Source organism: Williamsia sp. 1138 (assembly GCF_002095435.2).
In the GTDB taxonomy this organism is placed as follows: Bacteria; Actinomycetota; Actinomycetes; order Mycobacteriales; family Mycobacteriaceae; genus Williamsia.
Genome location: NZ_MJEJ02000045.1, coordinates 104653 through 127845, shown reverse-complemented (window position 1 = coordinate 127845; position 23193 = coordinate 104653). Strand labels below are relative to the sequence as shown.

23 protein-coding genes are annotated in these 23193 nt (G+C 66.7%); 9 read left to right on the top strand and 14 right to left on the bottom strand.

Translation table 11 applies throughout. The features are described from left to right. Positions 1 to 4 precede the first annotated feature (4 nt). Positions 5 to 3496, top strand: a complete 3492-nt coding sequence (locus BH683_RS15995; RefSeq protein WP_084837249.1) for a BTAD domain-containing putative transcriptional regulator — start codon at positions 5 to 7, stop codon at positions 3494 to 3496. Positions 3497 to 3611: 115 nt separating this feature from the next. After that, positions 3612 to 5012, top strand: coding sequence for an FAD-binding oxidoreductase (locus BH683_RS15990; protein ID WP_084837248.1), 1401 nt, complete (start codon positions 3612 to 3614; stop codon positions 5010 to 5012). 18 nt (positions 5013 to 5030) lie between these two features. Here the strand turns inward: BH683_RS15990 and BH683_RS15985 are convergent, their stop codons facing one another. The 3 genes from BH683_RS15985 to BH683_RS15975 are packed head-to-tail and all read right to left on the bottom strand — an operon-like array spanning position 5031 to position 7533. Next, positions 5031 to 5477, bottom strand: coding sequence for a DUF2599 domain-containing protein (locus BH683_RS15985; protein WP_246833410.1), 447 nt, complete (start codon positions 5475 to 5477; stop codon positions 5031 to 5033). Between the two features lie 35 nt (positions 5478 to 5512). Beyond that, positions 5513 to 5971, bottom strand: coding sequence for a MaoC family dehydratase (locus BH683_RS15980; protein ID WP_084837247.1), 459 nt, complete (start codon positions 5969 to 5971; stop codon positions 5513 to 5515). Next, the gene (locus tag BH683_RS15975) at positions 5971 to 7533 is read right to left on the bottom strand and encodes a carboxylesterase/lipase family protein (protein ID WP_246833409.1); all 1563 of its coding nucleotides are present in this window, start codon (positions 7531 to 7533) and stop codon (positions 5971 to 5973) included. Before BH683_RS15975 ends, BH683_RS15980 begins: the two co-directional genes overlap by 1 nt. Before the next feature lie 92 nt (positions 7534 to 7625). On the opposite strand from BH683_RS15975, the gene BH683_RS15970 reads away from it, so the two are divergent. Continuing rightward, a complete protein-coding gene (locus BH683_RS15970) occupies positions 7626 to 8396 on the top strand; it encodes an alpha/beta hydrolase (RefSeq protein WP_084837246.1) in 771 nt (256 codons plus the stop codon). Positions 8397 to 8614: 218 nt separating this feature from the next. Then, a complete protein-coding gene (locus tag BH683_RS15965) occupies positions 8615 to 9346 on the top strand; it encodes a hypothetical protein (RefSeq protein WP_143696068.1) in 732 nt (243 codons plus the stop codon). A gap of 91 nt (positions 9347 to 9437) precedes the next feature. Here the strand turns inward: BH683_RS15965 and rlmB are convergent, their stop codons facing one another. From rlmB to BH683_RS15935, 6 genes are all read right to left on the bottom strand, one after another. Then, positions 9438 to 10400, bottom strand: a complete 963-nt coding sequence (rlmB, locus tag BH683_RS15960) for a 23S rRNA (guanosine(2251)-2'-O)-methyltransferase RlmB (protein WP_084837244.1) — start codon at positions 10398 to 10400, stop codon at positions 9438 to 9440. Between the two features lie 42 nt (positions 10401 to 10442). Next, the gene (gene cysS, locus BH683_RS15955; RefSeq protein WP_084837332.1) at positions 10443 to 11855 is read right to left on the bottom strand and encodes a cysteine--tRNA ligase; all 1413 of its coding nucleotides are present in this window, start codon (positions 11853 to 11855) and stop codon (positions 10443 to 10445) included. 11 nt (positions 11856 to 11866) lie between these two features. Beyond that, on the bottom strand, positions 11867 to 12331 hold the full coding sequence (gene ispF, locus BH683_RS15950; RefSeq protein ID WP_084837243.1) for a 2-C-methyl-D-erythritol 2,4-cyclodiphosphate synthase: 465 nt from the start codon (positions 12329 to 12331) through the stop codon (positions 11867 to 11869). Next, entirely contained in the window at positions 12328 to 13038 is a 711-nt protein-coding gene (gene ispD, locus BH683_RS15945; RefSeq protein ID WP_084837242.1) for a 2-C-methyl-D-erythritol 4-phosphate cytidylyltransferase, read from the bottom strand. The genes ispF and ispD overlap by 4 nt, the downstream gene beginning before the upstream one ends. Continuing rightward, a complete protein-coding gene (locus BH683_RS15940) occupies positions 13013 to 13501 on the bottom strand; it encodes a CarD family transcriptional regulator (RefSeq protein ID WP_020107769.1) in 489 nt (162 codons plus the stop codon). Before BH683_RS15940 ends, ispD begins: the two co-directional genes overlap by 26 nt. Before the next feature lie 185 nt (positions 13502 to 13686). Next, positions 13687 to 14616, bottom strand: coding sequence for a hypothetical protein (locus BH683_RS15935; RefSeq protein ID WP_094647530.1), 930 nt, complete (start codon positions 14614 to 14616; stop codon positions 13687 to 13689). Positions 14617 to 14848: 232 nt separating this feature from the next. Here BH683_RS15935 and BH683_RS15930 point away from each other — a divergent pair, with 232 nt between their 5' ends. Continuing rightward, on the top strand, positions 14849 to 15502 hold the full coding sequence (locus BH683_RS15930; RefSeq protein ID WP_143696067.1) for a hypothetical protein: 654 nt from the start codon (positions 14849 to 14851) through the stop codon (positions 15500 to 15502). Between the two features lie 99 nt (positions 15503 to 15601). Next, on the top strand, positions 15602 to 16999 hold the full coding sequence (gene radA / locus BH683_RS15925; RefSeq protein WP_084837239.1) for a DNA repair protein RadA: 1398 nt from the start codon (positions 15602 to 15604) through the stop codon (positions 16997 to 16999). Between the two features lie 11 nt (positions 17000 to 17010). On the opposite strand, the gene BH683_RS15920 is transcribed toward radA, so the two are convergent. Then, the gene (locus BH683_RS15920) at positions 17011 to 17577 is read right to left on the bottom strand and encodes a PaaI family thioesterase (RefSeq protein WP_084837238.1); all 567 of its coding nucleotides are present in this window, start codon (positions 17575 to 17577) and stop codon (positions 17011 to 17013) included. 47 nt (positions 17578 to 17624) lie between these two features. Here BH683_RS15920 and disA point away from each other — a divergent pair, with 47 nt between their 5' ends. Further along, positions 17625 to 18707: a DNA integrity scanning diadenylate cyclase DisA gene (gene disA / locus BH683_RS15915; RefSeq protein ID WP_210405227.1), complete on the top strand. Its 1083-nt coding sequence runs from the start codon at positions 17625 to 17627 to the stop codon at positions 18705 to 18707. A gap of 28 nt (positions 18708 to 18735) precedes the next feature. Here disA and BH683_RS15910 read toward each other — a convergent pair whose 3' ends face one another. Then, positions 18736 to 19500: a hypothetical protein gene (locus BH683_RS15910; RefSeq protein WP_084837236.1), complete on the bottom strand. Its 765-nt coding sequence runs from the start codon at positions 19498 to 19500 to the stop codon at positions 18736 to 18738. Positions 19501 to 19634: 134 nt separating this feature from the next. Further along, positions 19635 to 20288 (bottom strand): carbonic anhydrase, encoded by a 654-nt coding sequence (locus BH683_RS15905; protein ID WP_084837235.1) that lies wholly within the window; start codon positions 20286 to 20288, stop codon positions 19635 to 19637. Here BH683_RS15905 and BH683_RS15900 point away from each other — a divergent pair. Continuing rightward, a complete protein-coding gene (locus BH683_RS15900) occupies positions 20287 to 21180 on the top strand; it encodes an A/G-specific adenine glycosylase (RefSeq protein ID WP_084837234.1) in 894 nt (297 codons plus the stop codon). The two genes, BH683_RS15905 and BH683_RS15900, sit on opposite strands and share 2 nt — an antisense overlap. Positions 21181 to 21189: 9 nt before the next feature. Here the strand turns inward: BH683_RS15900 and BH683_RS15895 are convergent, their stop codons facing one another. Then, positions 21190 to 21954 carry an alpha/beta hydrolase gene (locus BH683_RS15895; RefSeq protein WP_246833418.1) on the bottom strand — a complete coding sequence of 255 codons (765 nt, stop codon included), beginning with the start codon at positions 21952 to 21954 and terminating at the stop codon, positions 21190 to 21192. A 127-nt stretch (positions 21955 to 22081) separates the two neighbouring features. Here BH683_RS15895 and BH683_RS15890 point away from each other — a divergent pair, with 127 nt between their 5' ends. Further along, positions 22082 to 22390, top strand: a complete 309-nt coding sequence (locus BH683_RS15890) for an antibiotic biosynthesis monooxygenase (protein ID WP_084837232.1) — start codon at positions 22082 to 22084, stop codon at positions 22388 to 22390. Here the strand turns inward: BH683_RS15890 and BH683_RS15885 are convergent. Continuing rightward, entirely contained in the window at positions 22374 to 23177 is an 804-nt protein-coding gene (locus tag BH683_RS15885) for a putative protein N(5)-glutamine methyltransferase (RefSeq protein ID WP_084837331.1), read from the bottom strand. The genes BH683_RS15890 and BH683_RS15885 overlap by 17 nt on opposite strands. Between the last annotated feature and the right edge of the window lie 16 nt (positions 23178 to 23193).

The following is a 23193-nucleotide window of genomic DNA, read 5'->3' as shown; positions in this document are numbered from 1 at the left end:
AGTCATGCGCTATCAGCTACTCGGACCTCTGCGGGTGGCCCGTGCCGACAGCGCGCATTCCGCCGGCGCAGCACAGGAGGTTGATCTCGGTTCGCCGAAGCAGCGAATGGTGCTGGCGCTGCTGCTGATCCACCGCGGCACCGTCGTGTCCACCGACCGACTGACCGAAGCACTCTGGGGTGAGAGGCCCCCACCGAGCGCCGCCTCCAGCCTCCAGGCGTACATATCCAACCTGCGTCGCGCCCTGCGCAGTGACTCCGCGGGCTCGTCCCCCATTCGCAGGCAAACACCCGGGTACGTCTTGGACGTTCCCGCCGGCGAGGTGGACGTCGCCGAGTTCACCGACGCCGCGGCCACCGCGCACAGATGCGCGCTGGCCCATGATTGGCAGCATGCCCTCGACGCGGCGGACCACGCCCTGTCGCTGTGGCGGGGTCCCCTGCTCAGCGGCATGGCCGATGAAGAATGGGTCCGGCTCGAGGCCCGCGGACTCCAGGAGATCCGCGGCGACTGCCGCGAGAACCGGATAACCGCATTGCTCGCGGTGAACCGGATCGCCGACGCACTCGTCGAGGTGACCACCCTGCGTGAAGTCCAACCCTTCCGCGATCGCAGTTGCTGGCTACACATGCTCGCCCTGCACCGGGCGGGCCGCTCCCCGGAGGCCCTGGAGATCTTCACCGAACACTGCGATCGCCTCGACGCCGAACTCGGCCTCGAACCGGGAACCGAACTGCGCGAGCTGCAATCGGCCATCCTGCGACACGATCCGGAGCTCGCTGCGTGGCCGCGCAGACCTGGCTGGTCGGGTGCGGCCGAGCTGCAGTCGCCACGTGCCGCACGTCCCGTCGGTGAGACCGCCGTCGACGTCACCACAGCTCCTCGCAGCAGCCCGATCGTCGGTCGTGCCCGCGAAATCGAGCAGATCGACCGATTGCTCGCCGACGTCGCCGCAGGCGGCACCCGGTGGATGATCCTGATGGGACCGCCCGGGATCGGGAAGACCCGGCTGGCCGAGGAAGCAGCCGCGCGCCTCCGCGAGGTGGGTGGTCGCGACGTGTGGGCGCGTAGCCCCGAGGAAGGTTCACCGGCCTGGTGGCCGGCCCGGCAGCTGGTCGGCGCACTCGGCGGCGACCCGGATGAGGTGTTGTCGATCCCCACCGACGTCGATCCCGACACTGCACGCTTCACCACCTATGAGCGGGTGCAACGCGTCGTCGAGAACGCAGCCGCGTCGGCGCCCCTGATGGTCGTGATCGACGACGCCCAATGGGCGGATCCGATGTCGCTCGGCGCACTCGCCTTCATGGCCACGGCCCTGCGTGGACATCGGGTGGCCGTGGTGGTCACGATCCGTGACGGCGAGGGCAACGCGGCGCTCGGCAGGCTGAGCAGCGCGGTCGCGCGGGGTGAGGGCAGTCGCCAGATCGTGGTGCCTGCATTGGGCGCCTCGGACATCGAGGCGCTGGCAACCCAGGTTGCGGGCGAGGCCATCGGCGAACGTGAGATCGAGGTGCTGGCAGCGCGCACCGCGGGCAACCCCCTGTTCATCTCTGAATACGCCCGGTTGTCGAGCCGGGAACGGCTGCGCGGCGAGATCCCGCTCGCCGTCCGCTCCGTGCTCGGCCGCCGACTTGCCGGGCTCGGCGTCGAGGTCCTGACGATCTTGCGGACCGCGGCGGTGATAGGCGACGACATCGACATCGCTCTCCTCTCTGCCACAACGCAACTCGACATCGACGAGCTCGCCGACCACCTCGACGCCGCGGCCGATGACCGGATCATCGTGCCCGCGCCCGGAGTCGACGGTTACACCTTCGCGCACGGGCTGCTGCGCGAAGAGATACTCGCGGGCATGCCGCCGCTGCAGCGGAAACGGACCCACGCCCGGGTTGCCGCCGCCCTCGAGAGCGGCGGCCTCGGCGCCGACCTGCTCAGCCGTCGTGCCACCCATCTGCTGGCCGCACTACCGCTCGTCGATGTCGGCGAGGCGGTTCAGGCCTGCCGGGCCGCTGCCGAGGAGGCCGCCGATCAATGGAGTTCGGAGACCGCAGCCCTCTGGTGGCAACGAGCCCTCGACACGTATGACTCGATGCCGCACCAACGTTCGGTCGACATCGAACGCGACGAACTGATGCTCTCGCTACTCGAGGCCCTCTCTCGGGCCGGCCGGGGACAGACCGTACTCGACACCGTCGAGTCGCAGTTGGTCGCGGCGATGCGGGCCGGACGCACTGCGACCGCGGGGAAGCTGGCGGGCTCACTCCTGCGCTCGAGTGGTGGATGGCCCTGGCTGGCGCCCAGCGAAGATCCCGGCCCGCTGCTGGCTGTCCTCGAACAACTCGACGGTTTTGTTGCTGACGACCCCGTTGCCCACGCCCAGGTCCTCTGCGCCCTCAGCGTCGGTCACTGTTACAACCCCGACCCCGACGTCGCAGCCGGGTACATCACCAGGGCGATGGATCTGGCAGCCGAGCTCGGTGATCGCGATGTCACCGCAGAGGTGTTGATGGCGCGGTTGATCACCTACTCCGGTGTCGCGACCCACAGCCATCAGGTGCCGGAACTGATCGAGCAACTCTTCACGCTCGGTCATCGGCAGTCCCGGGTGGACACGGTGATCGCCCACTCGATCGCCACCATGGCCACGATGAATCTCGGCGATGTCGACGCCGCCGCCGGACATCTGCGGCACGGCATCGAGGGCAGCGAAGACCTCGGCCTACCGGTGCTGCGGGCACAGCTGCGGTGGATGGAGGCGGTGATCGCCTTGTGGCGCGGCGATTTCGCCGAAGCCCGCCGCCACCACGAGATCGCCGCGCACGTCCACGAACAGACCGAACTGTATGTGGCGGGCAGTGGCATGGTCGCCACCATGGCCCTGTCCCGCGAGCAGGGCCTGGTGACCGTGGGTCCCGTCTCGGACGAAGCCGAACTGCTGCAATGGATTCGGGGGCTGATCTCCGCCGGCGGCGACACGGGGCTGGCAGGGGTGGTGGCTGCCGGCGCGGCGACCACGACCGGCACGCCGGTCGATCGTGACCTCGCCGACGCGATGGTCCGGCAGTGGCTCGCCGTGCGTACCGCCCACGTCTGGACCACACTCGGGCACGCCGTCCTGCTGGCCCATCTCGTCGCCGACCACGAACTCATCGAACACGCCGACGCATTCCTGACCGAACTCGAGCCCTTCGCAGACCGGATCGCGATCATCGGTCAGGTGGGGGTCGTCGGACCGGTCGCGCTCGCGCTCGCGCGCCTGCACGCCTGCGCCGGTGACCTCGACCGCGCCCACCGGTTCAACGATCAGGCTCGCACCCTCGCGGTGGACACCGGCGGGGTCCCCTCGGCGCTGCGGTGTCGGTTACTCGACTGCTCGCTGCAGGCGCCGTCAGACGCACGAACGTGCGAACTCGACGAGATTGCGCGCGCCGCCCTCGCGCTGGGCATGAATGGCCTGGTCACAGAGGTACAGCGAGTGACGTCCTCGGCGTGAATGGCGCCCGCTTTCTTGAAACATTCTTGGATGGACAGACCAAGAACCCACCAAGGGCCTCGGCGCATGCTGACTTTCATCAGCTCACCGACCATTGATGAAAGGCCAGCCGCTCATGACCATCTCGCCCCCGACCCCCCACAGCACCAACGCCGACCCCACCGCCGAATTGCAGGCAGCAGTGGCCGGCCTGGTCACCCGCCCGGGCGAACCCGGATCCGAACGAGCGATCCCCTTCAACGTCGCGGTCCCGGTCGATCCCTGCGCGATCGTGTTCCCCGAGTCCGCAGCCGACGTCGCTGCGACGCTTCGGATCGCCGAACGCCACGGCCTGACCGTCGGGGTGCAGTCGACCGGGCACGGGGCGCTGCCGATCGACAGGAGCACCATCCTCGTACACACCGCCGGCCTCGGTGGGCTCGACATCGACGTCGCGGCCAGGACAGCACGAGTGGGCGCCGGCGTGCGCTGGCAGCAGGTCATCGACGCGGCCGCCCCGCACGGGCTGGCGGCCCTCGCCGGTTCGGCACCCGGGGTCGGGGTGATCGGCTTCCTCACCGGAGGGGGCATCGGCCCCCTCGTCCGCAGTGTCGGTCTCTCGTCCGACCATGTCCGTTCCTTCGAGCTCGTCACCGGACAGGGCGAGATCCTGCTCGTGTCCCCTGAGAACCACGCCGAACTCTTCTGGGGGCTGCGTGGCGGCAAGGGCACACTCGGCATCGTCACGTCGGTGGAGATCGACCTGCTGCCGATCTCCGAGATCTACGGCGGGGCAATCTACTTCGACGGATCCGATGCACCGGCCTTGTTGCGGGCATGGCGCGAGTGGAGCGTCGACCTACCCGAACACGCCACCACATCCATCGCTTTCTTGCAGCTGCCGCCGCTCCCGGCCGTTCCCCCGCCGTTGGCGGGCAAGCTCACCTTCGCCGTCCGATACGCATCCCTGGCCGAACATGCAGACGCGGAAGCGCTGATCGCGCCGATTCGCGCGGTCGCCGAGCCGTTGATCGACATCGTCGGCCCGATGCCCTACGCAGCACTGGGAGCGATCCACGCAGATCCGGTCGACCCGATGCCCGTACACGAGGACAGCACCCTGCTCGGAGAGTTCGGTGATGAAGCGGTCGAAGCCCTGATCGCCCTGGCGGGCCCGAACGCGCAGTCCCCTCAGGTCGTCGTCGAGGTGCGGTTGCTCGGTGGCGCGATGTCGCGGCCTGCAGCCCAGCGCAGCGCTTTCTGCCACCGCGGAGCGGCCTACAACCTGACGACGATCGGGGTGCTGGCGCCGCCGATCGCCGAACACGTCGCGCCCCACGCCGCTGCCATCATGGACTCCGTCGCGCCGTGGTCGATGGGTCAGCTGCCCAATTTCTCCCCCGGCAGCGATCCGGCGCGACTCGCCCGTTGCTACGACGAGGACACCCTCGCCTGGCTCAGTGCACTCGCCGACCAGCACGATCCGGCGGGAGTCCTGCGGGTCGGACAGGTCGTCCGGGCGATCAGTCCTGCCTGACCGCTGCCCTGGCCGGGATCAGGGAATCTGTTCCTCCGCCCCGCCGGGATTGCAGCGGGACGCGACCATCTCCGCGTCGGTGACCACCGGACGCCACGGCTCCAGGTTCCAGCTCGTCTTGTCCGGTGCGACGATCCTCGCGAACCGCCAATGGCAGGCGAACTGCTCACGCATCCCGGGACTGTCGGCGGTGGGATCGAGGGCCACCACCTCGGCCCACGCGGGGTCGAGGCCAGTTTCACCCTGGACGTATCGGCCGGACTCGGTCGGGAAGACCTGCAGGCTCGGGCCCTGCTCGGTGGTCGCCCACGCGACCCGATCGATGAACGGTGCGACGTAGACCGGCTGCGCAGGCGTCGGCGTGAACGCGGTAGGCGCGATGGTCGTCGAGGTGGTGGTGGTCGTGTTCATGATCGATCGATCGGCGGACGCGGTCTCGTCGCCGCAGCCACCGATTGTCAGCACCGCCAGAACCAGGCCCGCCGCGACTACGCCACGTCTCAAAAGATGACCCGGGTGACCATTTCCAGGACCAGCGCGGGTTTGCTGCCACCCTCGACCGCGATGGTCTGGGTGAAAGTGTTCTGGAGTGCACCGTCTCCGAGGTCGGTCGCCTCGGACAGGGTGCTGGTCAGCTGGATGGCCGAACCCACGAGCACCGGCGAGGGGAAACGGACCTTGTTGCTGCCGTAGTTGATGCCCATCTTGACGCCCTCGAACTTGTAGATCTGGGCGCTGAGGTACGGAACGAGGGACAGGGTCAGAAAGCCGTGCGCGATGGTCCCGCCGTACGGACTCTCTTTCTTGGCCCGGTCGACGTCGAGGTGGATCCATTGATGATCGCCGGTGGCCTCGGCGAACTGGTTGACCCGCTCCTGCGAGATGGTCAGCCACTCGCTCTTGCCGATCTCGGTCCCGACAGCGGCCAGGATTTCTTCAGCCGACGTGAAAACCCGCATCAGACGTTCTCCATCTCCTCGGTTGCCTTCGCCGAACCGGGGATCTTGGCGGCATAATCGCCGAACCCGGACCACGCCTCGCGACGTGCCCGCCACGGGTCGACCTCCACATAGGAATGCCGATCGAAGATCCGGGTAGCCCGGACCTTCGGAGTGTACCTGGGCCAACTTTCCAGCGGTTCACCGGTTTTGGCGAACGAGAGCCACTGATCCTGCATCTCCGACGTGACCCGCAGGGCGTCACGACGGTCGCCGACCGCGGTCAGCAATCGACCGGCCCGGCCCCGGTATATCCCGAAGACGGCCAGCAACTCGGACGCGTGGGTGGCCCCGAGCCCCAGCCACTTCATCAGACGCGGCGCGAAGTCGTAGCGATAGGCGTACGTCGGGGCATGCTCGGAGTGGCCCTGGGTGACCGCGATCGTACCGACCCAGAAGATGTAGTCGCCGCCGAACTGCACCATGTTCCGCGAGGTCAGCTTTTCCCCGTAGGAACCGGTGATCCGCTCCTGCGCATCGGGTTCGGTGTTCGCGAACATCGCCGAGATGGACTCCTCCGTCGACAACATCCCATCCGGGAGGCGCTTGAAGAGGGTGCCCTCGTTTCGGTTGGTCCCGATGATCATCGGGACCTGATGTGCCGACCCCTGCGAGAATGCCTCCACCGGGGAGACCGGAAGGTAGTCACCGTCGACGACCGGACCGTACGGCAGCAGACCGGGTGTGTCCTTGGTGACCCAGCGCGCGAGACGGTGCCCGGCACGGCCGATCTGCGCAAGGGAAGCCGTGGTCAGCGCCGTGACCACATCGTCGACACCCATGTCGGCGCACAACAACTCGGTGAGCTTGCGGGCCCACCGATCTGCGTAGTGTTTGTGCAACGTGAGCATCGGGGCCGAACTCTCGGCGATCGCGCGGTGGAAGAGCCCACCGGCCGCCGGGGTCGCCATCAGCGTGGTGACCGCATTGCCGCCCGCGCTCTCGCCGAAGATCGTCACGTTGCCGGGGTCGCCACCGAACTCTGCGATGTTGTCGCGCACCCATTCGAGCGCCTTCACCTGATCACGCAGACCCAGATTCGACTCGAAGACCCGATCCTCCGTGGAGAACTGGCTGAAGTCGCCGTAACCCAGCGGTCCGAGCCGGTAGTTCATCGACACGAAGATCACGTCGCCCCGTTTGGCCAGGTCGTGGCCGTAGTAGAGCGGAGTCGCCGTGGAACCCAGGATGTACGCACCGCCGTGGATGAACACCATCACCGCCCGCGGCTTGTCCGACGTCCGGCCGGGCGCCACCACGTTGATGATCAGCGAGTCCTCACTCACCGGCTGATGCTTTCCGCGCTCGACGACGGCGTATTTCGGGTTCTGCGGAGCCGCGTTGCCGAAGCTGTCGGCGACCAGCACCCCGCTCCACGGAATCGCCGGTTCCGGTGACCGGAACCGCAGGTCACCGACGGGAGGGGCGGCGTAGGGAATTCCTCGCCAGCGAATGAAATCCCCGTCTCGGACACCGTCGACGACACCGTCGGACAGGGTCACCTTCGTGCTTGCACTCACCATGTTTTCGACCCTATCGGTCTGATAGCGGGCGCTCGCCCGCTATGGGTTGATTTGGGCGGTCGATTGTCCGGCTTTCTGCAAAGATCGACGACATGAGCACCGAGTACACCGGATACGTGAAAATCAACCATCCAGTTCCCGACACGGAGATCTGGCACCAGGTCGACGGTGACGGCGCCCCTGTCGTCCTCCTGCACGGTGCGTTCTCCGCGGCGGCCGACTGGGGTGGCCAATACCGGCCGATCGTCGACGCCGGATTCAAGGTGTACGTACCCGAACGCCACGGCCACGGGCACAGCGCGGACGTCATGGACGAGTTCCACTACGAGGCGATGGCCGACGAGACCATCGTCTATCTCGATGAGGTCGTGGGCGGCCCGGCTCACCTCGTCGGCTGGAGTGACGGCGCCGTCATCGCATTCCTGGTCGCTCTCAAACGACCCGATCTGGTGAATCGCATGGTCGTGCTCGGGCAATACCTGAACTCATCCGGCCGCGCCGCCGGCGGACTCCTCGACAGCATCGACGACATCAACTCCGAGATCGTGCAATTCCTCCGCCCTGATTACGCCGCGGCCGCGCCTGAAGGGGACGACCATTTCCCTGTCGTATTCGAGAAGACCACCACGATGATCGCGAACGAACCCGAAATCGCGCTTACCGATCTCAGTGTCATCACCGCACCGACTCTGGTGATGCAGGGCGATCACGACGAAGTGACCCTCGAGCACAGCGCGGAAATCGTCGGGGTTTTGCCCAACGCCCGGCTTGCGGTCTTGCCTGGTACGCATCTCATTCCGATCGAAACCCCCGGCGTTGTCAATCCGGTCATCATCAATTTCCTCAATGGTGATCCGGCCTAAGGTCTTTGCCGGTAACGGGTGCCCTACCCCGATACGATCACCAGAGCAGTCATCCGAACTGCCTGAAAAACGACCCGAGATGGGGCCCCGTAGCCGTGACAGAAAATACCGACTCGAATAAGACGACAGTTCCCCCACCGGTCGAACTATCGAAATCCCGCCGCATCCTCTCGTCATTTCTCGATTCGCCTTTCGCGGGTATGTCGCCATGGATCCTGATGGCCCTCATCAACGGGCCCGGACGCTTCGAGGAGGCGGCCGCGGCCGCATTCGGCCTCTCACTGCTGTTCGTGATCGGTGGTCATCGCCGCGGCAGCAAGATAAAACTGCTCGAGGTATTCGACGTCACCTACTTCGCGGCCATGGTTCTGCTGGCCCAGTTCGCGTCGGCGGGCACGGTCGACTGGCTCGAGCGCTGGGGCGGCGAGATGACCAACATCGCGCTGGTTTCCTTCGCGCTCGGGTCGATCATCATCCGGCAGCCGTTCACCATCCAGTACGCCAAAGAACAGGCCCCTGAAGAACTGTGGAAGAACCCACTGTTCCTCCACATCAACTACATGATCACCTGGTCGTGGGTGATCGGGTTCGGTGTCGCCGCAGCAGCCGGCTTCTACGGTGATGCGGTCCTCGACGACAGCGGCAACTTCTGGACGGGATGGATCATCCAGCTCGCCGGAACGATCTTCGCGCTGTCGTTCACCGAGTTCTATCCCGACTACGCCACCGACCGTGCGGCACAGAAGCGCGGCGAGCCCGTGAGCCCGCAGTCCTTGGCCCGGCTGTGGGATTGGGTTCCGATCTTCGTGATCGTCACCGGTATCGCTGGACTGGTCACCGATTCGCTCAGCACGACGGTGGGCGTCAGCATCGCCGTCGGCGGCGTCATCCTGAAGGTTGCGATGGCGAAACTGCTGCCCGAAGACAAGAAGAGCGCGCCCACGACCTGACCCCCCGCCTCTCCCGAAATGGGTCCTTTTGGCGAAGCCGACCTGCGGCTTTGTTCGCCAAAAGGACCCATTTTCGGGGGTCGGGAGGGGGCTAGGAGCGGCGCTGCCTCGCGAATTCTGCGAGAACAACACCTGCCGCAACAGAGGCGTTGAGGCTCTCGACGTCGCCGGCCATCGGGATCGACAGGATCGAGTCGCAGGACTCACGCACCAGGCGCGAGAGGCCTTTGCCTTCCGAGCCGACGACGATCACCGTCGGGCCCGAGCCGTCGTAGTCGTCGAGCGTCACATCACCGTCGGCGTCCAGACCGACGAGCTGAACACCCGTTTCGGCCCATTCCTTCAGGGTGCGGGTCAGATTGGTGGCCTGGGCCACCTGTAGCCGAGCGGCGGCGCCTGCGCTGGTCCGCCAGGCGACGGCGGTCACCGACGCGCTGCGCCGAGCGGGGATCACCACTCCGTGTCCACCGAACGCGGCCACCGAACGGATCACCGCGCCGAGATTGCGGGGATCGGTGATGTTGTCGAGCGCCACCAGCAAGGGAGGCTGTCCCGAATCGATCGCGTACTGCATCAGATCGGTCGGGTGGGCATAGCGGTACGGCGGGACCTGCAGGGCGATCCCCTGATGCATGCCGTTGGTGCTCATCCGGTCGAGTTCGGGTTTCTGGACCTCGAGGATCGAGATACCCATGTTCCCGGCGAGCTGTACGGACTCGGAGACGCGCTCGTCGGCGTCGCCGCCGAGGACCACGTACAGCGCCGTCGCGGGCACCTGGGCACGCAGGCATTCGACCACCGGGTTGCGGCCGAGCACGTACTCGGGCTGCTCGGTCAGGGTCTTGCCGCGCGGTGTCCGGCCGCCGGAGGTCGCATTGCTCCTGGCGGCGGCCTTGGCCTTCTTGTGAGCCTGATGGTAGGTCCGGTCAACGGCTTTCGGGGTGGCACCCCTGGCTTCGAGACCACGGCGACGCTGACCGCCCGAGCCGACCGACTGGCCTTTTTTGGTGCCGTCCTTACGGACCGCGCCCTTACGTCGTGAATTGCCGGCCATCAGCCAACCACCTTCCGCTGAATGTGCCTTGTGGCCTGCCGATCATCGGCCTGCCTCTGAATTGTCTTTCTTCTCGGTCAACGACCACTGCGGGCCATCGGGGGTGTCGGTGACCTCGATGCCCGCCCGTGCCAACCGATCTCGCACCTCGTCTGCAACCGCCCAGTTCTTCTCCGCCCGCGCGGTGGTGCGCCGGTCGAGCTCGGCCCGCACCAGCACGTCGAGCGCATCGGTCATGTCGGTGTCGCTGCCACCGTCAGCCCAGTGCTCGGCAAGCGGGTCGACACCGAGGATGTCGAGCATCGCCCGCACCGATGACGCCGATTCGAGTGCGGTCGTATGATCGCCGTTCTCGAGCGCGATGTTGCCGGTCTTGACCATTCCGTGGACCTGCGCCAGGGCAGCCGGGACCCCGAGGTCGTCGTCGAGCGCCGCCGCGAACTCCGCAGGCACCTGCCCGACTGGAACAGGCCCGACGCGCGAAACAGTCCGATGCACAAAAGATTCCAAGCCTCGGTACGCCTTGGCAGCGTCTTCGACGGCATGTTCGGAGTATTCGAGCATCGACCGGTAGTGGGCACTGCCGAGGTAGTACCGGAGCTCGACAGCCCGAAAGCGTTGCAGCATGGCGGGAATCGCGACGACGTTGCCCAGGGACTTCGACATCTTCTCGCCGCCCATGGTGACCCAGCCGTTGTGCAACCAGTAGCGCGCGAACGGATCTCCGGCACCATGGCTCTGCGCCAGCTCGTTCTCGTGATGCGGGAATACGAGATCCATCCCGCCACAGTGGATATCGAACTCCGGACCGAGCAGCGACGTCGCCATGGCCGAGCATTCGAGGTGCCAGCCCGGCCGGCCGCGTCCCCACGGGGTCGGCCACGACGGCTCGTCGGGTTTCGCGCTCTTCCACAAGGTGAAGTCGCGGGCGTCGCGCTTACCGGTGCCGGCGCTCTCTCCTTGGTGGACATCATCGAGTCGGTGTCCGGACAAGGACCCGTACTCGGGCAGGCTCAACACGTCGAAGTAGACGTTGCCTTCGGAGGCATACGCATGCCCGCGTTCGATGAGCCGCTCCATGTACTCGACCATCTGGGTGATGAAGCCGGTGGCCCGCGGTTCGGCCGACGGCGCCAAGACGCCCAATTGGTGGTAGGCCCAGTTGAACTCGCGTTCGTGGGTCGCGGCCCACTCCCACCACGGGCGCTCGTTCTCAGCCGCCTTGCGGAGGATCTTGTCGTCGATGTCGGTCACATTGCGTACGAATGCCACGTCGAAGCCCTTGTACGCCAACCAGCGCCGTAGGACATCGAAAGCGATCCCGCTGCGGACGTGCCCGATGTGCGGAACCCCCTGGACCGTGGCGCCACAGAGGTACACCGAAACATGACCGGGACGCAACGGCGTGAATTCACGCACGTCTCGGGTGGCGGTGTCGTACAGGCGCAGGGTCACGATCCGCAATCTTACTTGTCGAGTAACAGGGCTGTGGCCACGGCAGCAATCCCCTCACCGCGGCCGGTCAAACCGAGACCGTCGGTGGTGGTGGCGGATACCGAAACCGGTCCGCCGAGCAACTCGCCGAGAACCTGCTGGGCCTCGGCGCGTCGGGGTCCGATCTTGGGGCGATTGCCGATGACCTGGACCGCAGCGTTCCCCAGTGTGAATCCCGCTGCTTCGAAGAGCTCCCGGACATGCGTGAGCATCCTGGCGCCACTGACCCCGTCCCATTCCGGCCTGCCGGTACCGAACACCGAGCCGAGGTCACCGAGCCCAGCAGCCGAGAGCACCGCGTCACAGAGAGCGTGAACAGCCACGTCGCCGTCGGAGTGGCCTTCGCACCCGTCGTCGTCGGGGAACAGCAACCCTGCCATCGCGCACGGTTTGCCCACGGCGATCGGGTGTACGTCGGTCCCGATACCAACCCTCATGCACTGGCCCGTTCGTGTAGGAGCCACGTCGCGAGCTTCAGGTCCCACGGCGTGGTGATCTTGAAAGCCATCGGATCGCCGGGGATGACGCGCACCGGGGTGCCCTGCGACTCGACCAGGCCGGCGTCATCGGTGAAGTCGGCAGTCGCTGCGGCATAGGCGGCGCCGAGCATGGCCGAATCGAAACCCTGCGGGGTCTGCACGGCCCGGAGAGGTACGCGGTCAACCGTGCCGGTCACCGCACCTGCGAGATCGACGGACTTGATGGTGTCGACGACCGGCAACCCCGGAACGACTGCGGGTGCTCCGGCCGTCACGGCCGCGACGACGTCGGCAAAAAGAGATGGAGGGGTCAGAGCACGGGCAGCGTCATGGACGAGCACCACGTCGGACGGAGGCGCCGCAGCCAGGGCGGCACGCACGGAGTCAGAGCGCTCCGCACCACCGGCGACCACGATCACCTCGGGGAATTGAGACTGCACCTGCTCGACGAGGTCGATCGGTACAGAGAGAACCAACGCGTCGACGACCCCGCTGGCCTGCACACCACGCACCGCGTGATGCAACATGCTGTGACCGGCGAGGTCGACGAATGCTTTGGGAAGTCCCGCGCCGAGCCGCTCTCCGCGGCCGGCGGCCGGGATCAACGCGACTGTGGACACCAGAACCTTGCTGCTTCGGTCAGGAAGCGGCGGCGAGAACCTCATCGAGGATGATGGAGGCTTTCTCGTCGTTGGTGTTCTGTGCCAACGAGAGCTCGTCGACCAGAACACGGCGAGCGCGGGTCAGCATCCGCTTCTCACCTGCGGACAGACCACGGTCCTGCTCGCGACGCCACAGGTCGCGCACGATCTCGGCGACCTTGATGATGTCGCCCGAGATGAGCTTCTCCTGATTGGCCTTGAACCGGCGCGCCCAGTTCGTGGGCTCCTCGGTGTGCGGCGCCCGGAGGACGTCGAAAACCTTACCCAGACCCTCTTCCCCGACGACGTCGCGGACACCCACATACTCGAGCTTCGTGGATGGAATCTGAACCGTCATGTCACCATCGGCCACCTTCAGAACGAGGTACTCGACGGCCTCACCCTTGATGGTCCGGGTCACAATGTCTTCGACCAGTGCGGCACCGTGATGGGGGTAGACAACGGTGTCACCAACTTTGAAATTCAATGTTCCATGCCCCTTTCGATTTGCCCAGTCTAGCACGGGGCGTTCCAGGTCATCAGCCAACGGTGCAGGTCAGCGGCATACCAGCGGTTTCGCAAACCTTGACGACACCCGAAAAGTGTGCTGGCACATAGCCCGAACCAGGCCGTCGGACAGCCGGATGAGGCTAGGCCTCGGCCGCTCGTCGGTCACCTGTCCACACGGTTGTCCAAGCCCGCCCGGCGCGCCATCGTGACCGTCGTCAGCGCGAGTAACCGATCGTCGTCGCCGGCATCGACCAGACGGATGTTCACGACGCAGTGATCGCTCGCCTCGCGCACCACGTCGGCGTACGACCTCGCCGGCCCGACCCGCACCTGCGAGAGGTAGTGCAACTGCATGTCCGTTGAGACGAACCCCGGCCGTATCGCGTGCGCCGCCGCCTCGACGAGCAACGCCTGAGCGCCGCCCTGGATGGTGCCGATCATGTTGGCGACAAAAGGCGTGAGGTCCAGTTCCATGACCCCGGCCGACGGGTCGACGACCCGCATTCGCAGACGCGAGTAGATGTCCCCTTCAACAGGTTCGATGTTTCGCTCGCGGAGTCGGCCGATCCATTCCTCGGGTCTGTAGTCGTCCGCGCCGGTCGCCGCGGTACGGGGCAATCGGACGAAGGTCACCAACGCCCGGCCCGCGAGAACCGGGCCCTCCTCCCCCATCGCCGCCGCGTCGTCGATCGACCGCGCGAACTCGGCAAGATCTCTCAGGCCGCGTCCGTCGTACACATCGGCGGACACCACCACCGCTTTCTTGCCGATCCGGACGAGGTTGCTGTCGATCAGGACCGGCCCCTGCCGCACGGCGTCTGCCGCATGCAGCGACAGGTTCTGGGTCGCGGTCCAGTCGGGTGCGGAGACCGACAATGCCGGGTCCGAGGTCACGTAGTCGACCAACGTCAGCAGGAAGCCGAGGGAGGCGGTGCCGGCCGGCGACCGCATCTTGTTGGTGAACTCGCTGCGCATCAGCGAACGCTCACGGGTCGGCTGGAACGAGGCCAGCCCGAAGTCGGACGCAAAGCTGTGGTTACTGAGCGTCACGCGTGACGACGACACGATTTCGGTAGCGGCATTCTCGGTCATGAGAAGCATCATGCCTGTCCGGCCGGAACGCGGACCGGCCGAGGTCAGGTGTGAGCCGCAACCGGGCGAAAGACGAAAACGCATCGATTTCGCGACCCGGACAGACTTTCCCGGGCAACGCCCACTACGCTCCGTAGTGCACGCACTGTGTGTTCGGACGCACCGGAATCTCCCGGCGACCGAACCGGCGCAGGGCGCGCGTTGCATCAGGACCTACCTCGGAGGAAAACCGGTGTCAGTGCAGAAAGTTTCGGCCCAACCCACGGGTTCTCGGTCGGTGCGCAGCGTCCGGCGCAGTCGATTCGTCTCGGCAGTGGCCGCCGCAACCATCGCGTCAGGCCTGCTGATCGGCACCACCGCGTGCGGCGCCGGACAGATCGCGCAGACGGCCGACCAGGCCCCCGCGATCAACGGCAACGAAATCGATGCCGGACCTCTCGCACTCCGTGATGTGCACATCATCTTCCCGAAGGACGGCAGTACTCAGGCGTTCGTCGACGGCGGACCCCTGGAGATGGCATTCCTCATCTCCAACGGCAGCCCCGACACCACCGACACCCTCGAGGGCATCTCGTTCGCCGACGGCAGTGGTCAGGTCGAGATCGAAGGCCGCAGGACCATCGGACCCAACCAGTCCCTGCGTGCCGGTGAGCCCGCGCTGCTGCTCACCACGAGCAACGAGCCGACCGACCCCAGCGAAGAGCGCATCACCGTCACCGTGACCGGCGCACCGCCGAGCCTGACCCCCGGCCTGACCGTTCCGATGGTCTTCGACTTCGAGAAGGCCGGCGAGACCACCATCGACGTCCCGGTCGACGCCGGCGCCATCCTCCCGCGCCAGGATCACCCGCGCGGGGTCGAAGAGGCCGAGGGCGAAGCGCACTAACCACCCGATCTTGGTGGGTTCTGGCGAGCGTTTCCCCAGGTGGGCGTCGCCGGAAGCCACCAATTCCGGGTTGTCCGACGGCGCCGCTAGAGTTGCCCGGTGGCCAAGACCAAAACAACGTACCGGTGTAGCGCGTGTGGCTATCAGGTCGCGAAATGGCTTGGCCGGTGCCCTGATTGCGGTGAGTGGGGTTCGGTAGGCGAGGTCGCGGCCATCGGTGCCGGTACCTCCGGCATCAGCGGCGGCAAATCCCCTACGCTCGCGACGGTTCCCGGCACGCCCGCGCGTCCGATGACCCAGATCGACGCCACCAACGCGGCGGCCTTCTCCACCGGTATCGGTGAGCTCGATCGTGTGCTGGGCAAAGGGATCGTCCCCGGGTCGGTGCTCTTGCTGGCCGGGGAACCCGGAGTCGGCAAGTCCACGCTGTTGCTCGAGGCGGTCAAACAGTGGGCACTACAGGGCAGACGCGCGCTCTACGTCACCGGCGAAGAATCCGCGGGGCAGGTGCGCCTGCGCGCCGAACGCACCGGAGCCGTCCACGACGAGATCTACCTGGCCGCCGAATCCGATCTCGGCGCCGTCCTCGGCCACGCCGAGGCCGTCATGCCCTCGCTGATGATCGTCGACTCGGTGCAGACGATGGTCGCGCAGAGCGTCGATGGCGTCAACGGCGGTGTCACCCAGATCCGCGCTGTCACAACCGCTCTGACGTCACTGGCGAAGAACTCGGGTATCGCGGTGGTCCTCGTCGGGCATGTCACCAAGGACGGCACCGTCGCCGGGCCGAGGTCCCTGGAGCACCTCGTCGACGTGGTCCTGTCCTTCGAAGGCGACAAGCACTCCACGTTGCGCATGGTGCGCGGGATCAAGAACCGGTTCGGGGCGGCCGACGAGGTCGGCTGCTTCGAACAGCGCGAGGACGGCATCCACGAGGTCACCGATCCGTCCGAACTGTTCCTGCACCACCGCGACATCGGCGTGGCGGGCACTGCGATCACCGTGGCGATGGACGGCAAACGACCGTTGCTCGGGGAGGTGCAGGCACTGGTGTCCAAGTCGAGTCTGGCCAATCCGCGCCGCGCCGTCGTCGGTATCGATTCGGCAAGAGTGGCAATGATCTTGGCGGTGTGCGCGGCTCGTGCCAATCTCCCGACCTTCGACCAGGACGTCTACGTCGCGACCGTCGGGGGCATGAAGATCAGCGAACCGGCTGCCGACCTCGCCGTCGCGCTCGCGCTCAGTTCCATCCTGGCCGAACGGTCATTGCCCGGGTCGATGGTCGCGCTCGGAGAGATCGGCCTCGCCGGTGAGGTGCGCCGCGTCGCGGGAGTGGGCAGGCGAGTGGCGGAGGCGAAGCGACTGGGCTTCAAACACGCCATCGTCCCGGCCGGCTCGCTCGATCTGCCCTCCGGCATCAAGATCACGCAGGTCGCTGATCTACAGACGGCCATGCGCGTCGCCCTGAAGGGCCCCTCGAGCCCCTACTCGTTCTAGCGCACACTCCCCTAGGCGCCGCCGCTACGTTCTCTACGGGCCACCTTGTCGGCGTAGAAGTCCGCCGCACCGCTGGCGGCGAAACTGTCGCGGTAGTGCTCGAGTGGCTTGATCTTGATGAACAGCGCGTGGGCGGCCCCGACCGGTTCCGTATCGTCGCCCAGGTACGCGACCGCGCGGGTGTACAGCTTGCGACGTACCTCACCGATGCATTCGGCCTCGATGCGCAACTCGCTGCCGATCGGTATCGGCTTGGCGAAGTCGATCTCCAGATGGGCGGTCACGGCGATCGCTCCGACCATCCACTGTGCGAGACCCATCGCCTCGTCGAACGCCGACGACAGGATGCCGCCGTGGATCACGCCGGGTCCGCCCTCGAAACGTGGCTCCACCTGCATACGAGCGGTGATGTCGACCCCTTCGCCCGCAACGGCCGTGAGATGCAGACCGGCCGGCGCATCCTTGCCGCATCCGAAGCACATCGGGTTGTGCGCCCGGACGGGCCCGCCCGCCGCCGGAGCCTTCGGCGAGCGCTGCGCGGGGACCAGGTCGTCGGGCAACACGAAAGAGGTTTTCACAGACAGCTAATCTAGTCTCCACCTGCTTCATGACAGAAAGGCGCCTCATGGCTGAGGTTCCGGCCTCGGACCTGCTTCGCACGACGATTGCCCGGCTGGCGCCTGGCACCCCGCTGCGAGACGGCCTCGAACGTATCCTGCGTGGCCGTACCGGTGCCCTGATCGTCATCGGTCATGATCCCGAAGTCGAACGCATCTGTGCCGGTGGCTTCCACCTCGACGTCGCGTTCGCCCCGACCCGCCTCCGCGAGCTCTCCAAGATGGACGGTGCCGTGGTGCTCTCGACCGACGGGAGTCGAATCGTGCGCGCCAACGTGCAACTCGTCCCCGATCCGTCGATCCCCACCGACGAGTCCGGAACCCGTCACCGATCCGCCGAGCGGACCGCCATCCAGACCGGTTACCCCGTCATCTCGGTCAGCGCGTCGATGTCGATCGTGAGCGCATACGTCGCCGGAATCCGTTATGTCGTAGAGGGTTCCGATGCGATTCTCTCCCGCGCCAACCTGGCGGTGGCCACCCTCGAGCGGTACAAGACCCGCCTCGACGAGGTCAGCGCGCAGCTGTCGCGATCGGAGATCGAGGACTACGTGACGCTGCGCGACGCCATGACCGTGGTGCAGCGCCTGGAGATGGTCCGGCGGGTTCGCGACGAGATCAAGCACTACGTCCTGGAACTCGGCGTCAACGGCCGCCAGCTCAGTCTGCAGCTCGAGGAACTGGTGGGCGAGAACGACTCTCAACGCGAGTTGGTGGTGCGTGACTACTTCGCCAGCCCGGAACCGGCGAGCACACAAGAAGTCGAGCAGGCCCTCGCCGCGGTGGAAGAACTCACCGACGCAGACCTGCTGGACCTGACCGCGCTCGCCCGGGCTTTCGGCTATCCCAACACGATCGACGCCCAGGACATCGCGATGAGCCCCCGTGGCTACCGTTTGCTGGCGCGGATCCCCCGGCTGCAGTTCGCGCACATCGACCGCCTGGTGCGCAGCTACGGCACGCTGCAAGCGTTGCTGGCGGCAACAGCGGCGGACCTGCAGGCCGTCGAAGGCATCGGCAGCATCTGGGCCCGCCACATCCGAGAGGGCTTGTCCCGCCTCGCAGAATCCAGCATCGAACGCTTCGACTGAGTCGCCCGAAGGTCAGAGCGAGCACATATTACTGCGCGGCCGGGCGATTCACGTTGAATGTGATCGGGGCGCTTGCCTTTTCGCCGATTCGCGCGACGGCCTGGTAGGCGCCGGGTGCTACCGGCTGGCGGACGGTCTCGCAGCCCGGGGTACTGGTGGTGCCGGACCAGTCGATGGTGTCCTTGACCTGTTGTCCGGGTTTGAGCAGCTGGTTGTTCACGCCTTCGACGGGTGCGCAGTCGCCTGAGGCCCAGATGCGGCGGTCGCCGGCGAGGTTGAGCACCGTGACGCTCTGCATCGCCTTGCCGACGTCCCTGGTGCATTCGGAGAGCCCGGCGTTGGTGACGGCGATCGTGAAGATCGGCTGTTCGCCTTCTGTGTATGCGGGCTTGTCGGTGTAGAGCACCACCGAGATGTTCTGGTCGGGGCACAGGCCGCTGGCGGGGACCGGCTGCGGGGTCTCACCGGCAGGGGTGCCGCCGGGGATCCCGGGTTCACCCGCAGCAGGTGACTCGCCGGGCGCTGCGACATCGCCGCCGCCACCGCCGGAGCCACCACTGACCCCGGGCACACCCGACGCCGAGGCCGACGGATCGCTGTAGGCCGACGGCAGTGCGTAACTGGGGGTACCCGAGAGATCAGTGGAGTTCGCGGTGTTCTTTCCGCCGCCGTCGCTGGTCACCCAGAAGATGAGGCCGATGATCACTGCGAGCACGACCACCAGGACGCCGACCGCCAGTGCGCGTCGGCGCCAGTAGATTTCCGGTGGCAATGGGCCCTGAGGATCTAGCACACCCTGACGCTAGTGGCCGGTAGCCACACACCGGGTCACCGGACGCGGCGTGTCGCATATCGGGGCCTGTGAGACGCAGCGCAGCGGAGCTCGAACCGATGGTGTGAGACGCAGCGCAGCAGAGCGGAGCTGGACTAGGCGTTGAGGCTGGGCGTCTCCGGGTCGCTGGTGTCTTCGCCGACGTCGCCCAGGGTGCCGCGCAGCCGGACTTTGCCCTCGGACAGTTCGTAGGTCAGGCCGACGATGCCGACCTCACCCTTCTCGACCCGGTCTGCGATGAAGCGACTGCGCTGCACCATCAACCGGCCGGTCTCCTTGACGTGCCGCGCCTCGAACTCGTCGACGCGGGTCAGGCCTTCGCTGCGGCCGGCCAGGATGCTCGGGGTCACGCGTTCGACGACGTCGCGGATGAAGCCACCGGGGATCTGGAGGTCGTCGAGGGCGTCGAGGGTGGCGCGGACCGCACCACAGCTGTCGTGGCCGAGGATCGCGATGAGCGGAACGCCCAGCACCTCGGTCGCGTACTCGATCGAACCGAGCACCGCGGAGTCGATGACGTGACCGGCCGTGCGGATGACGAACATGTCGCCGAGTCCCTGGTCGAAGATGATCTCGGCTGCCACGCGCGAGTCGGCGCAACCGAACAGCACCGCTTTGGGATGCTGGCCGCCGGTGAGCCGGTGGCGGTCCTCGATACCCTGGCTGGGATGAGCCGACTTGCCTGCCACGAAACGTTCATTGCCTTCGCGCAGCTGTTTCCACGCCTGCGCCGGAGTTGTCTGAGCCATGGGTGACATTGTGCCTCGTCCCGATCCCGTCGCGCCGGGCAAGCTCCTGGGATGGTTCGACGTCGCCGAGCGAGACCTGCCATGGCGCCGGGACGGGGTGACCGCCTGGCACATCCTGATCAGCGAGATCATGTTGCAGCAGACCCCGGTGTCGCGGGTCGCGCCCATCTGGGAGCAGTGGGTGGAGCGGTGGCCGGTGCCGTCGGCCATGGCGGCTGCACCGGTCGGCGAAGTGGTGCGCGCGTGGGGCAAACTCGGCTATCCGCGGCGCGCGATGCGGCTGCACGCCTGTTCCGCGGTCCTGGCCGCCGACCACGACGACGTGGTGCCCGCGGACGTGGACGTGCTGCTGACGCTGCCCGGAATCGGTGATTACACGGCGCGAGCAATCGCCTGCTTTGCCTATGGACAGTCCGTTCCGGTGGTCGACACCAATGTGCGACGGGTGATCGCCCGGGCGGTTCATGCCCGGGCCGAACCAGGCAATCCGGCCCGTGCTGATCTCGTCGACGCCCAATTGCTGCTGCCCGATGATTCGCGGGCCCCACGTTTCTCGGCCGCCCTGATGGAGCTGGGGGCGCTCGTGTGTGTCGCGAAGAATCCGCGGTGCGAGCGTTGCCCATTGACCGATTGTCGGTGGGTGGCAGCGGGGTCGCCGGCGCATTCCGGCCCGGCCCGCAAGGTACAGAAGTTTGCCGGCACCGACCGGCAGGTCCGCGGCCTACTTCTCGATGTGTTGCGCGGCAGCGACATTCCCGTCTCGCGACATCAACTCGACATCGTGTGGACCAAAGACACCGGACAGCGCGACCGGGCACTTGATTCGCTCCTGGTCGACGGCCTCGCGGAGGTCACGTCCGACGGCCGATTCGCGCTTGCGGGCGAGGGCTGATCAGGTCGATCAGGGTTTGAAGTACTTGTTCCGCCAAGGCGCGGGTCGCGCACAGAGGAAGGCCTCGACGGCACCGCGGTATTCGTCCGGGGCGTCGTCGTGCACGAGGTGGCTCGCGCCGGCAACCTTGATGTAGGTCGAGTTGTCTTTCGATTCGGCCATGCCCGCCATCTGTCCCGGCGGGACGACGCTGTTGCCGGCCTCGATGAGCAGACTAGGTGCACAGACCTGGCGCCACTGGTCCCAGAAGTCCCGCTGCCCCCACTCGTCGGCAATCTGCGCCCAGATGTCGAGCCGGCCGTGCAGGACCCCGTCGTCGAACGCCTCGTAGAAATAGCGCCCGGCGATGTCGCCGAACATCTCCTGTGCGTGTTCGAGGGAGGCGAACTCGGGCGGCCAGGAATCGAACCATGGCTGCCAGCCCTGCGTCGTGCGCCCCCGGAAGTCGGGAGCCATGTCCTCGATCACCAGTGCCGAGACCAATTCCGGGTATTCGGCTGCCACGCACCAGGAATGCAATGCGCCCATCGAGTGGCCGATGAGGACCGCCGGCCCCATGTCGATCCAGGTCAGCACTTCGGCGAGGTCGGCGACGAACCGCTCGGTGGAGAGTTCTTCCGCCGACGCAGGCGGTGTGACGTCGCGGCCGGTGTGCCAGGCCGCATCGAAGGTGAAGACCCGGCCATACCGCCGCAACCAGGGGATCTGCCGCCGCCACGTCCGTCCGCGGCCCATCAGCCCGTGCATCAGGACGATCGGCGGCTGATCCGGCATTCCGCCGTAGTCGATGAATCCCGTGTCCGCGCTCACGGGGTAGAACGTTATCCGGACGGGACGGCATCGGCATCGCACCTCCGGCAGCAGAGGTCGTGCGGCCCGGCCGCGACGGTAATGTGACGCCATGGCTGTTGTGAAGATAAACGCGATTTCCGTTCCCGAAGGTTCCGGACCCGAGTTGGAGAAGCGGTTTGCACATCGCGCGCACTCCGTGGACGGGTCCCCGGGCTTTCTCGGCTTCCAGCTCTTGCGTCCGGTCAAGGGCGATGATCGCTATTTCGTCGTAACGCAATGGGAATCGGAAGAGTCCTTCGCGGCCTGGGCCGCCGGACCCGCACGGGAGGCACACGCCGGGGAACGCGCCAAGCCGGTCTCCAGCGGCGCCGACCTGCTCGAATTCGAGGTCGTCCTGGACGTCAAGCCCGGTCAGTAGCGTCGCGGGTCCCGACGACGGCGACGGCACCTCTGTCGTCGTCGCGTCGGATCGAGGCCGCGAAGCCGGCGGCAGCAAAGATTTGCCGCGCCGTATCTGCCTGGCTCTCACCCACTTCCATCACCAGGTGCGACGAACTAGCCATCCATGGCACTGCTTCGCGGGCAACCCGCCGCAGCAGATCGAGCCCGTCTGCGCCGCCGTCGAGAGTCGCCTGCGGTTCGTGGACCCGGGCCTCGGGCGGCATCATCGCGATGGCTGACGTCGGGACATACGGCGCGTTGCACACCACCAGATCGATTCGGCCCCGTATCGCCTGCGGTAGGGCCTCGAAGAGATCGCCGAGGTAGACCTGGCCGCGTCCGGCGAGGTTCACCCGGGCGCACTCCGTCGCGATCGGGTCGATGTCTGCGGCGATGATCGACGCGCCGGGCAGCCGGGTTGCCAGCACAGCCCCGAGGGCCCCCGACCCGCAGCACAGATCGACGATCGTCGCCGCCGACGCAGCGAGTTCGGCGGCGATCTCGACCAGCAGCACCGACCGCTGCCTCGGCACGAACACCCCGGGCATCAGCGACACGCGCAGCCCGCCGAACTCAACCGCCCCGACGACATATTCCAACGGTTCGCCGGCGACGCGGCGCTGCACCAGCCGCTCGAGGGTCACCGCGTCCGCGGCGGCCGCCAGCAGGATCTGCGCTTCCTCCTCGGCAAAGGCGCAGCCGGCCGCTCGCAGACGAGCGACGAGATTTGCGGGCGACGCCTCAGAACTGGCCGTTTCCGTCATCGAACCGAAGGTAGCG